Raw genomic sequence first — 18,888 nt, 5'->3', positions numbered from 1 at the left:
AGTCCCCCTTACTTCGGCATCCAGACGCGCACCAGCGACATCAGTTTGTCCACGTCCAGCGGCTTGGCGATGTAGTCGCTGGCGCCAGCGGCCAGGCATTTTTCCTGGTCCTCGCGCATGGCCTTGGCCGTGAGCGCAATGATGGGAATGCGCCGGCCATCGGGGCGCTTGCGGATCTCGCGCATGGCCGTGTAGCCGTCCATCTCGGGCATCATGATGTCCATCAGGATCAGGTCGACGCACTCCTTGCCGGTGTGACCGTCCAACCATTCAAGCGCTTCGCGGCCATTGCGTGCAATTTCCACGTGGATGCCGGTGGGCTCGAGCACGCTGGCGAGTGCAAAAACGTTGCGCACGTCGTCTTCCACCACCAGCACGGTGCGGCCTTCGAACGCTTCCTCTCGGTTGCGCGCCACCTGGAGCATGTGCCGGTGCTCCTCGCTCATTTCCGATTCCACCCGGTGCAAGAACAGGGTGACCTCGTCGAGCAGGCGTTCGGGAGAGTGCGCGTCCTTGATGACGATGGAGCGCGAGAAGCGCTGCAATTTCTGCTCTTCGTCGCGCGTGAGCGCACGGCCGGTGTAAACGATGACAGGCGGGAACGACACCTCCTCCTGCCCGGCCATTTTTTCCAGCAATGCGTAGCCACTCAGGTCCGGCAAGTTGACGTCCATCACCATGCAGTCGAAGGTGCTGCGCGCCAGGTGTTCCAGGGCCAGCGCTGCGGTCTCGACGCCCACGATTTCCACCCCTTCGCTCTGCAGCAGCGAGCGAACGCTCTCACGCTGGCGCGCGTCGTCTTCGACCACCAGAACGCGCCGCAGCCCGGGGGTGAATTTCCCTTCCAGGCGTTCCAGCGCACGCACCAGTTCTTCGCGCGGGACGGGTTTGAGTGCATAGCCCACGGCACCGCGCTCGAGCGCCTCTTTGGCGTAGTCGACCACCGAGACGATGTGCACCGGGATGTGGCGCGTGGTCGGGTTGCGCTTGAGCTGGTCGAGCACGCCCAGTCCGGAAAAGTCCGGCAGATTCACGTCCAGCACGATGGCGGCAGGCTTGCGGACCGTGGCCATCTCCAGGCCATCGGCGGCGGTGGCCGCCACCGCACATTCGAAGCCCATTTCCGATGCCAACTCTTGCAGGATCTGGGCAAAGCGCGGGTCGTCTTCCACCACCAGCAGGCTGCGCGTGCCTTTGCTCCACGGTGCGGCCGGGACCGGTGCGGGAGGCGGTGACAGCCCCCGTGGCGGCGGGGCCGGTGCCGGCGCAGGGGCGGGAGGCATGGCCTGCGCCAGGTGCACGGGCAATTCCAGGGTGAAGGCACTGCCTTTACCCTGTGTGCTCTGCAACCGAATGTCGCCCCCCAGGTGCTGCGCCAGGCTGCGCGAAATCGACAGACCAAGCCCGGTGCCGCCGTACTTGCGGTGCGTGCTGCCGTCGGCCTGTCGAAAGGCCTCGAACACCAGCGCCTGCTGGTGGGCTGCGATGCCAATGCCTGTGTCACGCACGGCAAATGCCACGCGGCCGCTGGCGGTCATGCCGACGTGCACCTCGATCGAACCACTTTCGGTGAACTTGATGGCGTTGGAGAGCAGATTTTTCAGTATCTGGCCCAGGCGCCGCGGATCGGTTTCAAGGTTGGCAGGGACGTCGGAATCGACGGTGCTGGCCAGCGTCAGGCCCTTGTGCCCGGCCAACGGGCGCAGCGGGTCGAGCAATGCGGCCAGTGTTTTGGCGATAGGGACGGTTTCGATGTCCACGTCGACCTGGCCCGATTCGATCTTGGCGAGGTCGAGAATGTCGTTGATCAATGCGAGCAAGTCGTTGCCGGCGGCATGGATCGTCTGCGCGTATTTCACCTGCTCGGCGCTCAGGTTGCCCGTCTTGTTGTCGCCCAGCAGCTTGGCCAGGATGAGCGCGGAATTGAGCGGAGTGCGCAGTTCGTGGCTCATGTTGGCCAAAAATTCGCTCTTGTACTGGCTGGCCAGCTCCAGTTCCCTGGCCTTGGTGGTCAGAACCTCCTGGGCCATCAGCAGCTTTTCACGCTGCTCTTCCAACTGGCTGGTTTGCTCCTCCAGTTGCGCATTGGTCTGCTCCAGTTCGGCCTGGTGCTGCTCCATATGGGCTTGCGAAGCCTGGAGGATGCGGCTTTGCTGCTCCAGCTCTTCATTGGATATGCGCAGCTCTTCCTGCTGTGTCTGCAGTTGTTCCGACTGGCGCTGTGTCTCGCCCAACAGGCGTTCGAGCTCGCTGCGGTCGAGTGCGGCGCGAATGGCCAGCGCGAGCATTTCCGAGGCCCGCTCGAGCAGTTCCTTGTCCGCCAGCCGCACGGAGCGGAAAAACCCCAGTTCCAGCACCGCCGACACGCGTCCGCCATAGACCGCAGGCACCAACAGCAGTTCGCGCGGGGAGGCAGACCCGGTGGCGGACGTGACGCGCATGTAGCCCTCGGGCACTTCGCGCACATGGTGCAGTGCGCGCGAGCTCAGGGCCTCGCCCAGAAGGCCTTCGCCCAGCACCAAGGTCCCGATGGCGTGCTGTGAGTCGAGCGCATAGGTGCCGAAAAGCTCCAACTGCTGCGCACCCCGCACCACGTAGGCCGCGCCCACCTGCGCGCCCATGTAATGGGCCAGGTGGCGCATGGCCATCTCACCCAGTTTTTCGAGAGGGTGATCGCCCTGCAGCTCCGCGCCCAACCCCAGGACACCACGGTCCACCCAGGATTGGCGCGCTTTGGTGGCCTGCTCACGTGCCGACATGGCGGCTGCCATGCCGATGAGCACCAGCAACAATGCCGAGCCTCCCACGGTGACCCAGGTGGACCAACTGGCCGAGGTGCGCCACTCGTCCCGGAGCTGGTCGGCGCGTTGCTGCAAGTCGGAAGCGAACATGTCGCCGACTTGCAGGAGCTGTTCCATGGTGGCTTGGCCATGGCCCGTCCGCAGGAGCGCCAGGGCCTCCTCGCGCTTGCCGCTGCGGTAGAGGTCGACGGTCTGGGCAAGCTCTTTCCACTTGGCATCCACCAGCGACGCCAGTTCCTTGTGGCGCTGCACCAGCGCTTCGCGCTCGTTGAGCGTGCGGTACAAGGCATCGAGTTGTCCGGGCATCTCTGCAACGGCCAGTTGGTATCCGGCCAGGTAACGCGGCTCGCCCGAAAGCAGGAAGCCGCGCTGCCCGTTTTCCGCCTCGATCGTGGTGCGCATCACGTTTTGCAGCAGCACGACGGATTGCCGCGCTCGGCCCAGGCGCTCCAGCACGCTGTCGCGCTCCGCCAGCGCCCAGTACGTCACGATGCCGATCAGTACCGTGGCCAGTGCCGCCAGCAGAAAGCCGAACATCACGTGGGGCGAAACCCTGATGTCGGCTTCGCCATGGCGCAGATCGCCTGGTGGCGAGGGCGCAAGGGGCACGGGGGAAACGTTGGTGGGTGGCAGCATCGTGAAGGCGTGTCCTGGTTTTCCTGGGCCGGTGGTCCCGCAGTGGGCCATTGTCGCCAAAAGGCCGTCCGCGTCGATACCAAGGTGCGGCTGCTACATTCAACATCCGCGGCGGGGCTTGCTGCCCGCGCCGCCGCTTGCTGATCTCCCCGCTGCCATGTCCGTTGCCCGCACCCGTTTTGCTCTGTATCTTGATCTCATCCGCTGGAATCGGCCCGCGGGCTGGCTGCTGCTGCTCTGGCCCACGCTCTCGGCGCTGTGGGTCGCTGCTGGCGGTTTTCCGGGCTGGCGGTTGGTCACCATCTTTACGCTGGGCACGATTCTGATGCGCAGCGCGGGCTGCTGCGTCAACGACGTGGCCGACCGCGAGTTCGACCGCCACGTCAAGCGCACGGCGGGGCGGCCTGTGACCATAGGCGCGGTGTCGGTGCGCGAAGCGCTGGCCCTGGCCGCCGTGCTCGCCCTGGCGGCGTTCGGGCTGGTGCTGCTGACCAATGCGCTCACGGTCGCGCTCTCGTTCGCGGCGCTGGCCATCACCGTGGCGTACCCCTTCGCCAAGCGCGTGGTGTCCATGCCGCAGGCGGTGCTGGGCGTGGCCTTCAGTTTTGGTATTCCCATGGCCTTTGCCGCCGTGCTCGGGCAGGTGCCGGCGCTGGCCTGGTGGCTGCTGGTGGGCAACCTGTTCTGGGTGCTGGCCTACGACACGGAGTACGCCATGGTCGACCGCGACGACGACCTGAAGATTGGCATGAAGACCTCGGCCATCACCCTGGGGCGCTTTGATGTGATGGCGGTGCTCATGTTTTATCTGGCGCTGATCGTGGTGTGGGGCTGGGCGCTGCGCCAGCAAGGCTTTGGCGCCGTGTGGGGCGTTGCCCTGGTGCTGGCGCTGGCGCAAGTCGCCTGGCACGCGCAGATGATTTGGCAGCGCACGCGCGAAGGGTGTTTCCGTGCGTTCCGGCTCAACCACTGGATCGGGCTGACGCTGTTTGCCGGCGTGGTGCTCGATGTGTGGATGCGCGGAAAACTATAAAAATAATAGCTGTTAGCGCATACCAGATAAGCGCTAGAGGCCTAAAACACTTGAAATTTCAGGTGCCGAATTCGTCGCCCAGTTCGCGCGCACGGTGCTGCGCTGCTTCTATGGCATGGACGAAGTGCCCTGCGACCCCCGCGCGTTCCAGCACCTCGATGGCGGCATGCGTGGTACCGCCTTTGGACGTGACGCGCTGGCGCAGCACCTCGGGTGGGTCGTCCGAGCGGCGTGCCAGTTCGGCAGCGCCACCAACGGTGGCCACGGCGAGGCGGTGTGCCTGCGCCTGGCTCAGCCCCATGCCCACGCCAGCGCGGGTCATGGCTTCGAGCAGGTAAAAGACATAGGCGGGGCCGGAACCAGAGAGCGCGGTGACGGCATCCAGGTCGTGTTCCTGTTCCACCCACAGCGTCTCGCCCGTGGGCGCCATGACCTGCTCGATGCGCTGGCGCTCGGCAGAATCCACTGCCTGGCGGGCAAACAGGCCGCTGATGCCCCGGCCAATCAGCGCTGGCGTGTTCGGCATGGCGCGCACCACGCGCTCGCTGCCCAGCCACTGCGCAATGCTGCTGCTGCGAATGCCGGCCGCCACGCTCAGGTGCAGCGCAGCGCTTGTCAGTGGCCGGGCCTGGAGTGCGGCTTCACGGAACACCTGGGGCTTGACTGCCCAGACGACCAGGTCGGCGCTGCGCAGTTGCGGGCCGGGCAGCGCCTGCGCGGTAACCCCGAATTGCGCTTGCAAGGCGTCTCGCGCGGCCTCGAAGGGCTCGACCACTTCGATCCGCTCGGGTGCAAAGCCTTGGGCAATCAGGCCACCTATCAAGGCGCTGGCCATATTGCCTCCGCCAATGAAGGCAATGGCGTTGGGCGCGGTGGCAGGGTTTGGGGCAGCGGGAACAGGTGCGGAAGAGGTATCAGGCATGGCGGTTCCAGAGGGGACATAGCAGGCCACTGCATTGTCGCCGCAGCGCAGCGTGCGCGCCAGTGCACGGCCTTTTCGTGCCGCTCCCGGATTTTCAGGGCGCGAGCGTGGCCTGGTGCACCGCGTGTTCCCAGCGGGCCATCAGTTCCGCTGCGCGCACCGGCGCCAGCGTGGGCTCGAAACGCCGCTCGGCGCGCCACAGGCGCGAGAGCTCATCGGTGCTGGCGTAGACACCGCAGGACAGGCCCGCCAGATACGCCGCGCCCAGGGCCGTGGTCTCGACCACGGCGGGGCGCACCACGGGAATGCCCAGCAGGTCGGCCTGAAATTGCATCAGCAAATCGTTGACGCAGGCGCCCCCGTCCACGCGCAGTTCGGCCACTGGAGCGCTGCCGGCGGCGACCGCATCCCGGGACATGGCGTGCAGCAGCGCGGCGCTCTGGTAGGCAATGCTCTCCAGCGCCGCGCGGGCGATGTGCGCCAGCGTGCTGCCGCGCGTCAGCCCGGTGATGGTGCCGCGCGCATCGGGCTGCCAGTAAGGCGCGCCCAGGCCGGTGAAGGCCGGCACCATCATCACGCCGCCAGCGTCGGGAACACTCTCGGCCAGCGACTGCACTTCGCTGCTGCTCTTGATGGCACGCAGGCCGTCGCGCAGCCACTGCACCACGGCGCCGCCGACGAAAACGCTGCCCTCCATGGCGAACTGTGCCGTTGAGGTGGTTTGTGCCGCACTCGTGGTCAGCAGCCCGTTTTCCGATTGGCGGAACGCCTGGCCGGTGTGCATCAGCAGGAAGCAGCCGGTGCCATAGGTGTTTTTCGCCATGCCGGGCGTGAAGCAGGCTTGGCCGAAAAGGGCGCTTTGCTGGTCGCCCGCCACGCCGCCGATCTTCATGCTGTGGCCGAGCAGGCTGGGCACGACCTCGCCAAAGTGGCTGGAAGAAGGCTGCACGCGTGGCATCAGCGAGGCGGGAATGCGCAGCAGCGCCAGCAGTTCCTCGTCCCACTGGTTGCTGTGCACGTTGAACAGCATGGTGCGCGACGCGTTGGTTACGTCGGTTGCGTGCACCGCGCCCTCGGTGAGCTGCCAGATCAGCCAGCTGTCGACGGTGCCAAAGGCGAGTTCGCCGCGCTCGGCCTGGGCGCGCGCGCCGGGCACGTTGTCGAGCAGCCATTGCAGCTTGGTGCCGGAGAAATAGGCGTCGATCAACAGCCCGGTTTTTGCGGCAATGGCTGGGGCGTGGCCTTGCTCGCGCAGGGCGGCGCAGGCGGGTTCGGCGCGCCGGTCCTGCCAGACGATGGCGTGGTGCACCGGCTCGCCCGTCAAGCGGTTCCACAAGACCGTGGTCTCGCGCTGGTTGGTGATGCCGAGGGCGCGCACTTCGGCGGCGCCGATGCCGGCTGTGTGCAGCGCTTCGCGCACCGTTTCGAGTTGGGTGCGCCAGATTTCGCGCGGGTCGTGCTCCACCCAGCCGGGGCGCGGGTAGATCTGCGCCAGCTCGCGCTGCGCCTGTGCCACCACGTGGCCGTGGTCGTCAAAAACGATGCTGCGGGAGCTGGAAGTGCCTTGGTCGAGGGCGAGCAGGTAGGTCATGGGCAGGCAGAAACGGGTCGGAAGAAGGCGCGCCTTCAGGAGGACGCAATGTCGCAGGCAACGCTCGCATCTTCCAGCAATGCGGGGAAGGGCTCTGGCGGCGGCGCGTCGGTGAACAGGCGGTCGATCTGCGCCAGCGTGGCGAGCTGCACCATGGCCGGGCGGTTGAACTTGCTGTGGTCGGCCGCCAGCCATACCTGGCGCGACTGCGCGATGATGGTTTGCGCGACCTTCACTTCGCGGTAGTCGAAGTCGCGCAGCGAGCCATCGGCTTCGATGCCCGAGATGCCAATCACGGCAATGTCCACCTTGAACTGGCGCATGAAATCGACCGCCGTCTCGCCGACGATGCCGCGGTCGCGCGAGCGCACCACGCCACCGGCCACGATGACTTCGCAATCGGGGTTGCTGCTCAGGGTGGCGGCGACATTGAGATTGTTGGTGATCACGCGCAACCCCTTGTGGTGCAGCAGGGCGCGGGCTACCGCTTCCGTGGTGGTGCCGATGTTCAGGATCAGTGAGCAGTTGCTCGGGATTTCGCGCGCGACGTGCCGCGCAATCCGCGACTTCTCTGCGGCATGCAGGGTTTCACGTTGCTGGTGCGCAATGTTCTCCACCGTGGAGCTGGGCACGCGCACGCCGCCGTGAAAGCGCGTCAGCAAGCCTTCGTCCGCGAGGCGCTGCACGTCGCGCCGCACGGTTTGCAAAGTGACGCCGAGGGTGTCGGCCAGTTGCTCCACCGTGGCCGACTGGCGCGCACGGACTTCCTTGAGCAGTTGCAGTTGTCTTGGGTTGGTGTTCACGAGAGTGACTGTAAAGCGAACAAAAAGGAAACGTTTCAGGGTAAACCTTGAGATGAAAACGAATCAAAAGGAATAAAAATGAACCTATGCGAAATTCAACAAGCGCGTTTTCTTTGTCTGTGGCCGCAACGCCGTGGCGCTGCGCAAGTGTCTTGCGTTTCTGGGAGCTGTAATGGAGTTGGCGCTGCAAGCCATTGAAAAGAAGGTGGGGCCGCAGACATGGCTGTACCCCATGGACCTGGCCCTGCACAGCGGCGCGGTGACCGTGCTCCTCGGGGCTACGCAGGCCGGCAAGACGAGCCTGATGCGCATCATGGCCGGGCTCGACACCCCGACCGCCGGCCGGGTGCTGGTGGATGGTGTCGATGTCACTGGCACCCCGGTGCGCGAGCGCAATGTCGCCATGGTGTACCAGCAGTTCATCAACTACCCCTCGATGACGGTGGCACAGAACATAGCCTCGCCGCTCAAGCTGCGGCGCGAGCCCCATATCGAGGGGCGCGTGCACGACCTGGCCAGCCGCCTGCACATCGAGATGTTCCTGGACCGCCTGCCCGCCGAACTCTCGGGCGGCCAGCAGCAGCGCGTGGCGCTGGCCAGAGCGCTGGCCAAGGGCGCGCCGCTGATGCTGCTTGATGAACCCCTGGTCAACCTGGACTACAAGCTGCGCGAGGAGCTGCGCGAGGAATTGACGCAGCTGTTCGCCGCAGGCGATTCCACCGTGGTGTACGCCACCACCGAACCCGCCGAGGCCTTGCTGCTGGGAGGCTATACGGCCGTGCTGGGCGAGGGCCGATTGCTGCAATACGGCCCCACCGCACAGGTGTTTCATGCACCGGCGTCGCTGAGTGTGGCCCGTGCCTTCAGCGACCCGCCCATGAACCTGCTGGCGGCGCGGCGTTCTGCATCGGGTCTGGCGATTGAGTCCGGCCCTGAATTGGCCACTATGGACTCAGCGGTGCTTGGTGCGCAGTCGCACTACACGGTCGGGGTGCGCGCCAGCTCCTTGAGGCTGCAAGAGCGTCCGGGTGATCTGACCATGCGCGGGACGGTGGAGCTGGCGGAAATCTCCGGCTCCGACACCTATGTACACGCCTCTTCGCCCATGGGCAATCTGGTGGCGCAGGTGCCCGGCGTGCACTACTTTGATTTGGGTGCGCCGGTCACGCTGCATGTGCAGGCCGACCAACTGTACGTGTTCGGTGCGGACGAAGCCTTGCTCTGCGCGCCGCGTCGGCAGAGAGGAGTTTGAGATGGCACGTATCACGCTGGACCTGGCGCATTCGTACAAGCCCAACCCGACGGCGGATGGCGACTACGCGCTGCTGCCGCTGAAGATGGAGTTCGCCGATGGCGGCGCCTACGCGCTGCTGGGCCCCTCGGGCTGTGGCAAGACCACCATGCTCAACATCATGTCGGGTCTGCTGGTGCCGTCTCACGGCGGCGTGCAATTTGACGGGCGCGACGTCACGCATGCCAGCCCGCAGGAACGCAACATTGCCCAGGTGTTCCAGTTCCCGGTGATCTACGACACCATGACGGTGGCCCAGAACCTGGCCTTCCCGCTGCGCAACCGCAAGGTGCCCGAGGCGCAGATACGCGAGCGCGTCGGCGTGATTGCCGAAATGCTGGAGCTGAGCGGCCAGCTCGACCAGCGTGCCGCCGGGCTGGCGGCCGATGCCAAGCAAAAGATATCGTTGGGTCGCGGCCTGGTGCGGCCGGACGTGGCGGCGGTGCTGTTCGACGAGCCGCTCACGGTGATCGACCCGCACCTCAAGTGGCAGCTGCGGCGCAAGCTCAAGCAGATCCACCACGAACTCAAGCTCACGCTGATTTACGTCACGCACGACCAGGTCGAGGCGCTGACCTTTGCCGACCAGGTGGTGGTGATGACGCGCGGCCGCGCCGTGCAGGTGGGGGCGGCCGATGCCTTGTTCGAGCGCCCGCAGCATGTCTTTGTGGGCCATTTCATTGGCTCGCCAGGCATGAACTTCCTGCCAGTGGAGCATGTCGCAGGCCGCTTGCAGCTTGTCGACCATTGGCTCGATGCACCTGCCGAGCGCGGCTTGCCGGCTGGCGCCTTGCAAATCGGTGTGCGCCCTGAGTACCTGGCACGTACCGCGCCGGGCGAGGCGGGGGCCTTGCCCTGCAAGGTGTTGCGGGTGCAAGACCTGGGGACTTCGCTGATGTTGGCGGCAGAGGTTGCAGGCCAGGTGCTGCGCGCGCGCTTTGACCCCGATGCGCAGTTGCCCGTGTCGGGCGATACGGTCTGGCTGCGGATCCTGGGTGAGCACACCTGCTTTTACCAAAACGAGGAGTTGCTGGCATGAGCGCCGCGTCGGGCCGCCCCAAGCAAGCTCGCACCGCAGTGCGCAGCACGGAGGTTACACAATGAGTACGACCACCAAGCCGGTGAACCAGAAGGCCTGGTTCCTTATCCTGCCTGTGCTGATCTGTGTGGCCTTCTCGGCCATCATTCCGCTGATGACGGTGGTGAACTATTCGGTGCAGGACATCATTTCGCCCGATCGCCGTGTTTTTGTCGGAACCGATTGGTTTGCCTCGGTGATGCGCGACGAGGAGCTGCACGAAGCGCTGATTCGCCAACTGATGTTTTCGTTTGCGGTGCTGCTGGTGGAAATCCCGCTGGGCATCGCGTTGGCGCTCTCCATGCCGGCCAAGGGCTGGAAGTCGTCTGCCGTACTGGTAACGGTAGCGCTGTCCTTGCTGATTCCGTGGAACGTGGTGGGCACCATCTGGCAGATCTATGGACGCTCGGACATCGGCTTGCTGGGTGCGGGGTTGGATGCCTTGGGCATCAACTACAGCTACACCGGCAATGCCACCCAGGCCTGGCTCACGGTGCTGGCGATGGATGTCTGGCACTGGACGCCGCTGGTTGCCTTGCTGTGCTTTGCCGGGCTTCGCTCCATTCCCGACGCCTATTACCAGGCGGCCCGCATCGACGGGGCCAGCAAGTTTGCCGTGTTTCGCTACATCCAACTGCCCAAGATGCGCGGTGTGCTGATGATCGCCGTGCTGCTGCGCTTCATGGACAGCTTCATGATCTACACCGAGCCCTTCGTGCTGACCGGGGGTGGGCCGGGCAATGCCACCACCTTTCTTTCGCAATACCTCACGCAGAAGGCTGTGGGTCAGTTTGACCTCGGGCCGGCGGCAGCCTTCTCGCTGATCTATTTTTTCATCATCCTGCTGCTGTGTTTTGTCCTCTACAACTGGATGCAACGGGTCGGCACGAGCAGCGAGGAGGGCGTTGGCCATGAATGAGAACCGCTTTCACAAGCGCAGCATTTTTCTCGCGCTGTACCTGGTGTTCGCGCTGCTTCCCATCTATTGGATGGTGAGCATGAGCTTCAAGACGAACGAAGATATTTTGTCCAGCTTCTCGTTCTTCCCGCAGCATTTCACCTGGGGCAACTACCGCACCATTTTCACGGATCCGGCCTGGTATTCGGGGTACATCAACAGCCTGATCTATGTCGCCATCAACATGGTGATTTCGCTCACGGTTGCCCTGCCAGCTGCGTATGCGTTTTCGCGCTACCAGTTTCTTGGTGACAAGCACGTCTTTTTCTGGCTGCTCACCAATCGCATGACGCCGCCAGCCGTGTTCCTGTTGCCTTTCTTCCAGCTCTACACCACGGTCGGGCTGATGGACACCCATATCGCCGTGGCGCTGGCCCACCTGCTGTTCAACGTACCGCTGGCGGTGTGGATTCTGGAAGGTTTCATGAGCGGCATTCCCCGCGAGATTGACGAGACGGCTTATATCGACGGATACAGCTTTCCACGCTTCTTCCTCACGATCTTTCTGCCGCTTATCAAGTCCGGCGTGGGCGTGGCGGCGTTCTTCTGCTTCATGTTCAGCTGGGTCGAACTGCTCTTGGCGCGCACGCTGACCAGCGTGAACGCCAAGCCCATCGTGGCCATCATGACGCGCACGGTGTCTGCTTCGGGCATGGATTGGGCGACCTTGGCTGCTGCGGGGGTGTTGACCATCGTGCCAGGCGCCATCGTCATCTGGTTCGTGCGGCACTACATCGCCAAGGGTTTTGCAATGGGGCGCGTCTGACGCCCAAGGAATAAAGGAGACAGCGATGTTTCAGTGGATGGCCTGGACCATGCCGGTGGCGGTATTTTTTGTCTGCATCGCGCTGATGCTGGCGGGTATGACGGTGTGGGAGATCAAGTCGCCCACCGTGCTGCGCAAAGGTTTTTTGCCGATCGCCACCACGCGAGGCGATCGCCTGTTCATTGGCTTGCTTACCGCAGCCTACGTCAACCTGTTCTGGGTGGGCCTGGGCGAAAAAATGGCGCAGTGGTTCTCGCTGGAAGCCGAACCTTCGGTGTGGATCAGCCTGGTGCTGTCCATGGCCCTGCTCGTGTTCATCATGCGCAAAGGCTGAGATTCCTGGAGCCCGGTTGGCACCCCCGTGGCCGGGCTCTTTTCGCAAAGGGGGATACATGAGGAGACATGCAATGAAGGTGCAATTGAAAGCAGTGGCGTTTGCTGCTGCGGCGCTGGCCATGGGGCACGCGGTCTGGGCTGGCGAGGCCGAAGCCAAAAAGTGGGTAGACACCGAGTTTCAGCCCTCTACGCTGAGCAAGGACCAGCAGCTCAAGGAAATGAAGTGGTTCATTGATGCCGCCGCGAAGCTCAAGGCCAAGGGAGTGAACGAGATCAGCACGGTCTCGGAGACCCTGACCGTGCACGAATATGAGAGCAAGACCCTGGCCAAGGCCTTCGAGGAGATCACGGGCATCAAGGTGAAGCACGACATCATCCAGGAGGGTGACGTGGTGGAGAAATTGCAAACCTCCATGCAGTCGGGCAAATCCATTTATGACGGCTGGATCAGCGACTCCGACCTGATTGGTACCCACTACCGCTATGGCACCGCGATGAGCCTGACCGACCAGATGGCCGGGCCGTGGAAAGACTTGACCGATCCCTATCTGGACATCAAGGATTTCATTGGCACCAGCTTTACCACGGCACCTGATGGCAAGCTGTACCAACTGCCTGACCAGCAGTTCGCCAATCTGTACTGGTTCCGTGCCGATCTGTTTGCGCGCAAGGATCTGAAGGACAAATTCAAGGCCAAATACGGATACGACCTGGGCGTGCCGGTGAACTGGAGCGCCTACGAGGACATCGCTGACTTCTTTACCAATGATGTCAAGACCATCGATGGCAAGCCCATTTATGGACACATGGACTACGGCAAGAAAGACCCCTCGCTGGGCTGGCGTTTCACCGACGCGTGGTTGTCCATGGCCGGGGAAGCCGACAAGGGGATTCCCAACGGCATGCCGATTGACGAATGGGGCATTCGCGTGGCTGCTGACAAGTGCACACCGGTGGGTGCCGAGGTTTCACGTGGTGGCGCCACCAACTCCCCGGCCGCGGTGTACGCCCTGACCAAGTACATCGACTGGCTGAAGAAGTACGCCCCGCCCGAGGCCACCGGCATGACCTTCGGCGAGGCGGGACCTGTGCCTGCCCAAGGCCAAATCGCGCAGCAAGTCTTCTGGTACACGGCATTTACCGCCGACATGACCAAGGCTGGTCTACCGGTGGTCAACGCCGATGGTTCGCCCAAATGGCGCATGGCCCCCGGCCCGCACGGCCCGTACTGGAAAGATGGCATGCAGAATGGGTACCAGGACGTAGGCTCCTGGACCTTTCTGAAGTCTGCGAACCCAGACCGCGCCGCCGCCGCGTGGCTGTATGCGCAGTTCGTGACCAGCAAGACCGTATCGCTGAAGAAATCCATCACCGGCTTGACCTTCATCCGCGACAGCGATATCCGCAGCGAATACTTCACCAAGAACGCCAATAGGTACGGTGGCTTGATCGAGTTTTATCGCAGCCCGGCCCGCGTGGCCTGGACCCCCACTGGCACGAACGTGCCCGACTACCCCAAGTTGGCCCAGCTGTGGTGGAAGAACGTGGCCGTGGCGGTAACGGGTGAGAAGACGCCGCAGCAGGCAATGGACAACCTGGCCAAGGAGATGGACGACGTGATGGCACGGCTGCAACGGGCGGGAATGGCCCACTGCGCGCCCAAGCTCAACCCCAAGAGCGATCCGGCCAAGTGGCTCAGCGACGAGCATGCACCCTGGAAGAAGCTGGCCAACGAGAAGCCCAAGGGTGAAACCGTTGACTACGACAAGCTCCTGCAAGCCTGGAAGGATGGCAAGGTGCGTTGAGCGCTGCGTCCTGATAGCTTCCTGAGCCGCCGCATACCCTGTGGTGTGTGGCGGCGGGATCGTAAGTCCGTGGACTGCTGGCAGAAAACGTGGTGCCGCAGCACAATGGACTAGGGTTAACCCTTATTCATCCTTCTACCTGCGGCTCTCATGGCTTCCCATTCTTCGCCCTTGCCTACCCTTCGCGCTGAATTGCTGGAGCGTCTGGCCGGCGCTGCAACCTACGATCTTGTGGTTATCGGCGGCGGCGCTACCGGCTTGGGGGTGGCACTGGACGCTGCCACGCGGGGGTTTCGGGTTGCGCTGATCGAGAGATTGGACTTTGCCAAAGGCACTTCATCACGCGCCACCAAACTGGTCCATGGTGGTGTGCGCTATTTGGCTCAGGGCAATATCGCCTTGGTACGGGAGGCTTTGCATGAACGCAGCACCTTGCTTCACAACGCACCGCACCTTGCGCAACCTCTGCCGTTCGTCATGCCTTCCTACAAGTGTTGGGAGACGCCGTTTTACGGTGTGGGCCTGAAAATGTACGACGCCCTGGCCGGCAAGGCGGGGCTGGGGCCCACCGAATTTCTTGGCCGGACACGCACGCTTGAGTGCCTGCCAACCGTGCGGCGGCAGGGGCTTAAGGGCAGTGTGAAATACTGGGATGGCCAGTTTGACGATGCGCGGCTGGCGCTGGCGTTGGCGCGTACGGCGGCCCGCACCGGGGCCTTGGTTGCCAACTATGTGGAAGCAACGGACCTCGTGAACGAGGGTGGAAAAATCTCCGGTGTGGTGTGCAGAGATGCTGAATCGGGCCATACGTTCACGCTGCGCACGCGCTGCGTGGTGAATGCCACAGGCGTTTGGGTCGATGCCTTGCGCGAGAAAGATGCCCAAGCGACAGGACGGGCGGTGTCGCCGCTGGTGGCGCCAAGCCAAGGCGTGCATCTGGTTGTAGACCGGGATTTCCTCGCGTCTGATCATGCGCTGATGGTGCCCAAGACGGCCGACGGCCGCGTGCTTTTCGCTGTTCCCTGGCTGGGCAAGGTCATCCTCGGAACCACAGACACCCCGCGGCACGACCTTGACCGCGAGCCCACGCCCTTCGCGGAGGAGGTGTCTTTTATCCTCAGTGAATCCGCGCGATATCTGCGCCGCGCACCCCAGGCAAGCGATGTCCGCAGTGTCTGGGTGGGTCTGCGGCCCCTGGTCAAACCGCAGGACGAAAATGGCGATAACACCAAGAGCCTCAGCCGGGAGCACACCGTGCTCGCCAGCCGCAGCGGTTTGGTGACGGTTACCGGTGGCAAATGGACCACGTACCGCGCAATGGCCGAAGATGTGTTGCAAAAATGCTTCAACTCCGAACTGCTGGACGCTCGAAAAGGGGGCGCCACGAACGATTTTCCACTGGTTGGCGCAGAAACCGGGTACGCACGGCATCGGCTGTGCGAAGCCCCAGGTTGGCACAGTTACGGCAGTGAGGCTGCCTTCATACGCCAGCTGCCTGGCGCTGGCGTGGTTCTTGGCATGAATCTGACAGAAGCGATGGTGCGCTTTGCTGTGCGCAACGAGTACGCACGCACGGTGGAGGATGTGTTGGCCCGCCGCTGGCGTGCTCTGTTTCTCGACGCCCGCCAAGCCAGTGAAATGGCTGAGCGTGTGGCTGGGATCGTCCATGAGGAAACCGGCCTGGACCCCCAGCTGGCGCCTTTTCGGGAGCTTGCGTCACAATACGCCAGCCTGCCCCACTAAGAAAAATCGCGCTGCGCTACTTGACGGGCGAAGAATTTTTAGTGAAAATAGCAGGCTTCGCTAAGAAATTAGCGAAATCTCTGCCCAGCGGAAGCGCTGCAAATGGTTTGTAGCGTGGACGGCGGGCCCAAGACTGACTGGCAGGCAATTGCTTTCGAGGTGTTCTCGGAGCGGTAGTCTTCTGGTGCAAGTTGGGAATATTGAAATGATCCAGACTGAAACTCGGTTAGACGTTGCCGACAATACCGGCGCGAAATCCGTCTTGTGCATCAAGGTGCTGGGCGGATCCAGGCGTCGTTACGCCAGCGTGGGCGACATCATCAAGGTGGCTGTCAAAGAGGCGGCTCCTCGTGGGCGCGTCAAAAAAGGCGAAATTTACAGTGCCGTGGTGGTTCGTACTGCCAAGGGTATTCGCCGCGGTGACGGCTCGCTGGTCAAATTCGATGGCAACGCTGCGGTGTTGCTCAATGCAAAGCTGGAGCCGATCGGCACCCGCATCTTCGGCCCGGTCACGCGTGAATTGCGCACCGAGCGTTTCATGAAGATCGTGTCCCTGGCTCCTGAAGTTCTCTAAGGACACGCGATGAACAAGATTCGCAAGGGCGACGAAATCGTCGTGCTCACGGGGCGCGATAAGGGAAAGCGCGGCACGGTCGCGCTGCGCGCGGACGACTCCCATTTGGTGGTCGAAGGCGTCAATCTGGTCAAGAAGCATGTCAAGCCCAACCCTATGAAGGGTTCTACGGGTGGCATCGTTGAAAAGGCCATGCCCATTCACCAGTCCAATGTCGCCATTTTTAATGCTGCGACGGGCAAGGGTGATCGCGTAGGTATCAAGCTGCAGGCAGATGGCACGCGTGTTCGTGTGTTCAAGTCGAGCGGTGCCGAAATCAAGACGGCCTGAGGAAATAGAAATGGCACGACTTCAAGAACACTACCGCGACAAAGTGGCGCCCGAACTGATGAAGCAGTTTGGCTACACCTCGCCCATGCAGGTTCCGCGTCTGACCAAGATCACGCTCAATATGGGTGTGAGTGAGGCGGTTGCTGATAAAAAAGTGATGGACAGCGCTGTGGCGGATCTGACCAAGATTGCTGGGCAAAAGCCTGTCGTCACCAAGGCCAGGAAGGCCATCGCTGGTTTCAAGATCCGCGAAGGTCAGGCGATTGGCTGCATGGTCACGCTGCGCGGCGTCAAGATGTATGAGTTTCTCGATCGTTTCGTGACAGTCGCGCTTCCTCGTGTGCGCGACTTCCGGGGTATCTCCGGTCGCGCATTCGATGGCCGCGGCAACTATAACGTCGGCGTGAAAGAGCAGATTATTTTCCCTGAAATCGAGTACGACAAGGTCGATGCCTTGCGCGGTCTCAATATCAGCATTACTACCACGGCGCAGACCGACGAAGAGTGTAAGGCGCTCCTCACTGGTTTCCGTTTTCCGTTCAAGAACTGAGGCAGCGTATGGCAAAAGTAGCTTTGATCCAGCGCGAACTCAAGCGCGAAAAACTTGCTGCGAAATACGCAGCGAAATATGCAGAACTGAAGGCGGCGGCTTCGAACATGAAGTCGACCGGCGGAGAGCGCGAAGCAGCGCGTCTGGGCTTGCAAAAGCTTCCGCGCAATGCCAACCCCACGCGCCAGCGTAACCGCTGCACGATCACTGGTCGTCCGCGTGGAACGTTCCGTCAATTCGGTCTGGCCCGTGCCAAGATCCGTGAACTGGCTTTTGCAGGCGACATCCCCGGTGTCACCAAGGCCAGCTGGTAAGCCGGCAGGAGAGATACAACATGAGCATGAGTGATCCCATTGCTGACCTGCTGACCCGCATCCGCAATGCGCAGATGGTCTCCAAAGCCAGCGTCGCCGTCCCATCTTCCAAAGTGAAGGTGGCCATTGCCCAAGTCCTGAAGGACGAGGGTTACATCGACGGTTTTGAAGTCAAGACCGAAGATGGCAAGTCACAAATTGAAATTACCCTGAAGTACTACGCAGGTCGCCCGGTGATTGAGCGCATTGAGCGTGTCAGTCGCCCTGGTTTGCGAATTTACAAGGGATGTGATGCCATTCCGCAGGTCATGAACGGCCTCGGCGTAGCCATTGTTACCACGCCTAAGGGTGTGATGACGGATCGTAAAGCGCGCGCTACCGGTGTCGGTGGTGAAGTGCTTTGCTATGTGGCTTAAGCCGTGACATTGAGGAGAAACTGAATGTCCCGAGTAGGAAAAATGCCGGTCACCATCCCCGCTGGTGTGGATGTGTCGATCACGAACGGCCTGATCAATGTGAAGGGGTCAGGCGGCTCCTTGTCGTTGGCGCAGAACGCGCTGGTTACGGTTGGTAGCCAAGACGGCAAGCTGAGCTTCGCGCCTGCGAACGAGAGCCGCGAAGCCAATGCCATGAGTGGCACCTTGCGCCAGTTGGTGAACAACATGGTCGTTGGTGTCAGTGCTGGCTTCGAAAAGAAGCTCAGTCTGGTGGGGGTGGGGTACAAGGCGCAGGCGACGGGTTCCAAGCTGAATCTGTCGGTGGGTTACTCCCATCCTGTCAACAAGGAGATGCCGGAAGGCATCACCGTGGCGACCCCGACTCCGACAGAGGTCGTGATCAAGGGTGCTGACCGTCAGCGTGTAGGGCAGATTGCTGCCGAGATTCGTGCGATTCGTCCCCCCGAGCCCTACAAGGGCAAGGGTATTCGCTACGTGGGCGAGCGCATTGTGATCAAAGAAACCAAGAAGAAGTAAGGAGCTGCACCATGTTGACCAAAAAAGAGCAGCGACTTCGCCGAGCCCGTCAGACGCGGATCCGCATTGCCCAGCAAGGCGTGGCGCGACTCACGGTGAATCGCACGAATCTTCACATCTACGCAGCAGTCATTTCGAGCGATGGTGGCAAGGTGCTTGCGAGCGCTTCCACTGTCGAGCCAGAAGTCCGCACCGCGCTGGGTGCCTCCGGCAAGGGAGGCAATGCCGCCGCAGCCGAGGTCATTGGCAAGCGCATTGCAGAGCGCGCCAAGGCTGCTGGCGTCGAGAAGGTGGCATTTGATCGCGCAGGTTTTGCGTACCATGGCCGCGTCAAGGCGCTTGCCGATGCTGCCCGCGAAGCGGGTCTGCAGTTCTAAGCGGAA

At 62.6% G+C, this 18,888-nt stretch carries 19 protein-coding genes; 15 read left to right on the top strand and 4 right to left on the bottom strand.

Annotated features, from left to right (window positions below):
- Positions 1–8 precede the first annotated feature (8 nt).
- Positions 9–3,437, bottom strand: a complete 3,429-nt coding sequence (locus tag D3F03_RS10925; RefSeq protein ID WP_119109368.1) for a response regulator — start codon at positions 3,435–3,437, stop codon at positions 9–11.
- A 157-nt stretch (positions 3,438–3,594) separates the two neighbouring features.
- Here D3F03_RS10925 and ubiA point away from each other — a divergent pair, with 157 nt between their 5' ends.
- Complete coding sequence (gene ubiA, locus D3F03_RS10920; protein WP_119109514.1) at positions 3,595–4,470, top strand: 4-hydroxybenzoate octaprenyltransferase; 876 nt, start codon at positions 3,595–3,597, stop codon at positions 4,468–4,470.
- Positions 4,471–4,528: 58 nt separating this feature from the next.
- On the opposite strand, the gene proC is transcribed toward ubiA, so the two are convergent.
- The 3 genes from proC to D3F03_RS10905 form a co-directional block, all read right to left on the bottom strand.
- Complete coding sequence (proC, locus tag D3F03_RS10915; RefSeq protein WP_119109367.1) at positions 4,529–5,392, bottom strand: pyrroline-5-carboxylate reductase; 864 nt, start codon at positions 5,390–5,392, stop codon at positions 4,529–4,531.
- Between the two features lie 94 nt (positions 5,393–5,486).
- Positions 5,487–6,983 carry a glycerol kinase GlpK gene (glpK, locus tag D3F03_RS10910; protein WP_119109366.1) on the bottom strand — a complete coding sequence of 499 codons (1,497 nt, stop codon included), beginning with the start codon at positions 6,981–6,983 and terminating at the stop codon, positions 5,487–5,489.
- 35 nt (positions 6,984–7,018) lie between these two features.
- Positions 7,019–7,786, bottom strand: a complete 768-nt coding sequence (locus tag D3F03_RS10905) for a DeoR/GlpR family DNA-binding transcription regulator (RefSeq protein WP_119109365.1) — start codon at positions 7,784–7,786, stop codon at positions 7,019–7,021.
- A 172-nt stretch (positions 7,787–7,958) separates the two neighbouring features.
- Here D3F03_RS10905 and D3F03_RS10900 point away from each other — a divergent pair, with 172 nt between their 5' ends.
- The 14 genes from D3F03_RS10900 (at position 7,959) to rplR (ending at position 18,882) form a co-directional block, all read left to right on the top strand.
- Positions 7,959–9,038 carry an ABC transporter ATP-binding protein gene (locus tag D3F03_RS10900; RefSeq protein ID WP_119109364.1) on the top strand — a complete coding sequence of 360 codons (1,080 nt, stop codon included), beginning with the start codon at positions 7,959–7,961 and terminating at the stop codon, positions 9,036–9,038.
- A gap of 1 nt (position 9,039) precedes the next feature.
- Positions 9,040–10,116, top strand: coding sequence for an ABC transporter ATP-binding protein (locus tag D3F03_RS10895; RefSeq protein WP_119109363.1), 1,077 nt, complete (start codon positions 9,040–9,042; stop codon positions 10,114–10,116).
- Between the two features lie 61 nt (positions 10,117–10,177).
- Positions 10,178–11,074 carry a carbohydrate ABC transporter permease gene (locus D3F03_RS10890; RefSeq protein ID WP_119109362.1) on the top strand — a complete coding sequence of 299 codons (897 nt, stop codon included), beginning with the start codon at positions 10,178–10,180 and terminating at the stop codon, positions 11,072–11,074.
- Positions 11,067–11,879, top strand: a complete 813-nt coding sequence (locus D3F03_RS10885) for a carbohydrate ABC transporter permease (protein ID WP_119109361.1) — start codon at positions 11,067–11,069, stop codon at positions 11,877–11,879. Before D3F03_RS10890 ends, D3F03_RS10885 begins: the two co-directional genes overlap by 8 nt.
- A 25-nt stretch (positions 11,880–11,904) precedes the next feature.
- A complete protein-coding gene (locus D3F03_RS10880) occupies positions 11,905–12,213 on the top strand; it encodes a DUF2160 domain-containing protein (protein WP_119109360.1) in 309 nt (102 codons plus the stop codon).
- Positions 12,214–12,286: 73 nt separating this feature from the next.
- Positions 12,287–14,020: an ABC transporter substrate-binding protein gene (locus D3F03_RS10875; RefSeq protein WP_119109359.1), complete on the top strand. Its 1,734-nt coding sequence runs from the start codon at positions 12,287–12,289 to the stop codon at positions 14,018–14,020.
- Positions 14,021–14,170: 150 nt separating this feature from the next.
- Positions 14,171–15,763, top strand: a complete 1,593-nt coding sequence (locus D3F03_RS10870) for a glycerol-3-phosphate dehydrogenase/oxidase (protein ID WP_119109358.1) — start codon at positions 14,171–14,173, stop codon at positions 15,761–15,763.
- 205 nt (positions 15,764–15,968) lie between these two features.
- Positions 15,969–16,337 (top strand): 50S ribosomal protein L14, encoded by a 369-nt coding sequence (gene rplN, locus D3F03_RS10865; RefSeq protein WP_119109357.1) that lies wholly within the window; start codon positions 15,969–15,971, stop codon positions 16,335–16,337.
- A gap of 9 nt (positions 16,338–16,346) precedes the next feature.
- Positions 16,347–16,667 (top strand): 50S ribosomal protein L24, encoded by a 321-nt coding sequence (gene rplX, locus D3F03_RS10860; protein WP_119109356.1) that lies wholly within the window; start codon positions 16,347–16,349, stop codon positions 16,665–16,667.
- 10 nt (positions 16,668–16,677) lie between these two features.
- Positions 16,678–17,217, top strand: a complete 540-nt coding sequence (gene rplE / locus D3F03_RS10855; protein ID WP_119109355.1) for a 50S ribosomal protein L5 — start codon at positions 16,678–16,680, stop codon at positions 17,215–17,217.
- A gap of 8 nt (positions 17,218–17,225) precedes the next feature.
- Positions 17,226–17,531 carry a 30S ribosomal protein S14 gene (gene rpsN, locus D3F03_RS10850; RefSeq protein WP_119109354.1) on the top strand — a complete coding sequence of 102 codons (306 nt, stop codon included), beginning with the start codon at positions 17,226–17,228 and terminating at the stop codon, positions 17,529–17,531.
- A 20-nt stretch (positions 17,532–17,551) separates the two neighbouring features.
- Positions 17,552–17,947, top strand: a complete 396-nt coding sequence (rpsH, locus tag D3F03_RS10845) for a 30S ribosomal protein S8 (protein ID WP_119109353.1) — start codon at positions 17,552–17,554, stop codon at positions 17,945–17,947.
- 24 nt (positions 17,948–17,971) lie between these two features.
- Entirely contained in the window at positions 17,972–18,505 is a 534-nt protein-coding gene (rplF, locus tag D3F03_RS10840) for a 50S ribosomal protein L6 (RefSeq protein ID WP_119109352.1), read from the top strand.
- Between the two features lie 11 nt (positions 18,506–18,516).
- On the top strand, positions 18,517–18,882 hold the full coding sequence (gene rplR / locus D3F03_RS10835) for a 50S ribosomal protein L18 (RefSeq protein ID WP_119109351.1): 366 nt from the start codon (positions 18,517–18,519) through the stop codon (positions 18,880–18,882).
- The last annotated feature ends 6 nt before the right edge of the window (positions 18,883–18,888 follow it).

This window comes from Simplicispira hankyongi, from assembly GCF_003570885.1.
Classification (GTDB): Bacteria; Pseudomonadota; Gammaproteobacteria; order Burkholderiales; family Burkholderiaceae_C; genus Simplicispira; species Simplicispira hankyongi.
This window is presented reverse-complemented; position numbering and strand designations above follow the sequence as displayed.

What these genes read in the sequence shown, in the direction of transcription:
- rplN (WP_119109357.1), top strand. Translation starts at nt 15,969, where the DNA reads ATGATCCAGACTGAAACTCGGTTAGACGTTGCCGACAATACCGGCGCG.
- rpsH (WP_119109353.1), top strand. Translation starts at nt 17,552, where the DNA reads ATGAGCATGAGTGATCCCATTGCTGACCTGCTGACCCGCATCCGCAAT.
- D3F03_RS10875 (WP_119109359.1), top strand. Translation starts at nt 12,287, where the DNA reads ATGAAGGTGCAATTGAAAGCAGTGGCGTTTGCTGCTGCGGCGCTGGCC.
- D3F03_RS10895 (WP_119109363.1), top strand. Translation starts at nt 9,040, where the DNA reads ATGGCACGTATCACGCTGGACCTGGCGCATTCGTACAAGCCCAACCCG.
- D3F03_RS10870 (WP_119109358.1), top strand. Translation starts at nt 14,171, where the DNA reads ATGGCTTCCCATTCTTCGCCCTTGCCTACCCTTCGCGCTGAATTGCTG.
- ubiA (WP_119109514.1), top strand. Translation starts at nt 3,595, where the DNA reads ATGTCCGTTGCCCGCACCCGTTTTGCTCTGTATCTTGATCTCATCCGC.
- rplR (WP_119109351.1), top strand. Translation starts at nt 18,517, where the DNA reads ATGTTGACCAAAAAAGAGCAGCGACTTCGCCGAGCCCGTCAGACGCGG.
- D3F03_RS10900 (WP_119109364.1), top strand. Translation starts at nt 7,959, where the DNA reads ATGGAGTTGGCGCTGCAAGCCATTGAAAAGAAGGTGGGGCCGCAGACA.
- D3F03_RS10925 (WP_119109368.1), bottom strand. Translation starts at nt 3,437, where the DNA reads ATGCTGCCACCCACCAACGTTTCCCCCGTGCCCCTTGCGCCCTCGCCA.
- glpK (WP_119109366.1), bottom strand. Translation starts at nt 6,983, where the DNA reads ATGACCTACCTGCTCGCCCTCGACCAAGGCACTTCCAGCTCCCGCAGC.
- proC (WP_119109367.1), bottom strand. Translation starts at nt 5,392, where the DNA reads ATGCCTGATACCTCTTCCGCACCTGTTCCCGCTGCCCCAAACCCTGCC.
- rplX (WP_119109356.1), top strand. Translation starts at nt 16,347, where the DNA reads ATGAACAAGATTCGCAAGGGCGACGAAATCGTCGTGCTCACGGGGCGC.
- rpsN (WP_119109354.1), top strand. Translation starts at nt 17,226, where the DNA reads ATGGCAAAAGTAGCTTTGATCCAGCGCGAACTCAAGCGCGAAAAACTT.
- D3F03_RS10880 (WP_119109360.1), top strand. Translation starts at nt 11,905, where the DNA reads ATGTTTCAGTGGATGGCCTGGACCATGCCGGTGGCGGTATTTTTTGTC.
- D3F03_RS10885 (WP_119109361.1), top strand. Translation starts at nt 11,067, where the DNA reads ATGAATGAGAACCGCTTTCACAAGCGCAGCATTTTTCTCGCGCTGTAC.
- D3F03_RS10890 (WP_119109362.1), top strand. Translation starts at nt 10,178, where the DNA reads ATGAGTACGACCACCAAGCCGGTGAACCAGAAGGCCTGGTTCCTTATC.
- rplE (WP_119109355.1), top strand. Translation starts at nt 16,678, where the DNA reads ATGGCACGACTTCAAGAACACTACCGCGACAAAGTGGCGCCCGAACTG.
- rplF (WP_119109352.1), top strand. Translation starts at nt 17,972, where the DNA reads ATGTCCCGAGTAGGAAAAATGCCGGTCACCATCCCCGCTGGTGTGGAT.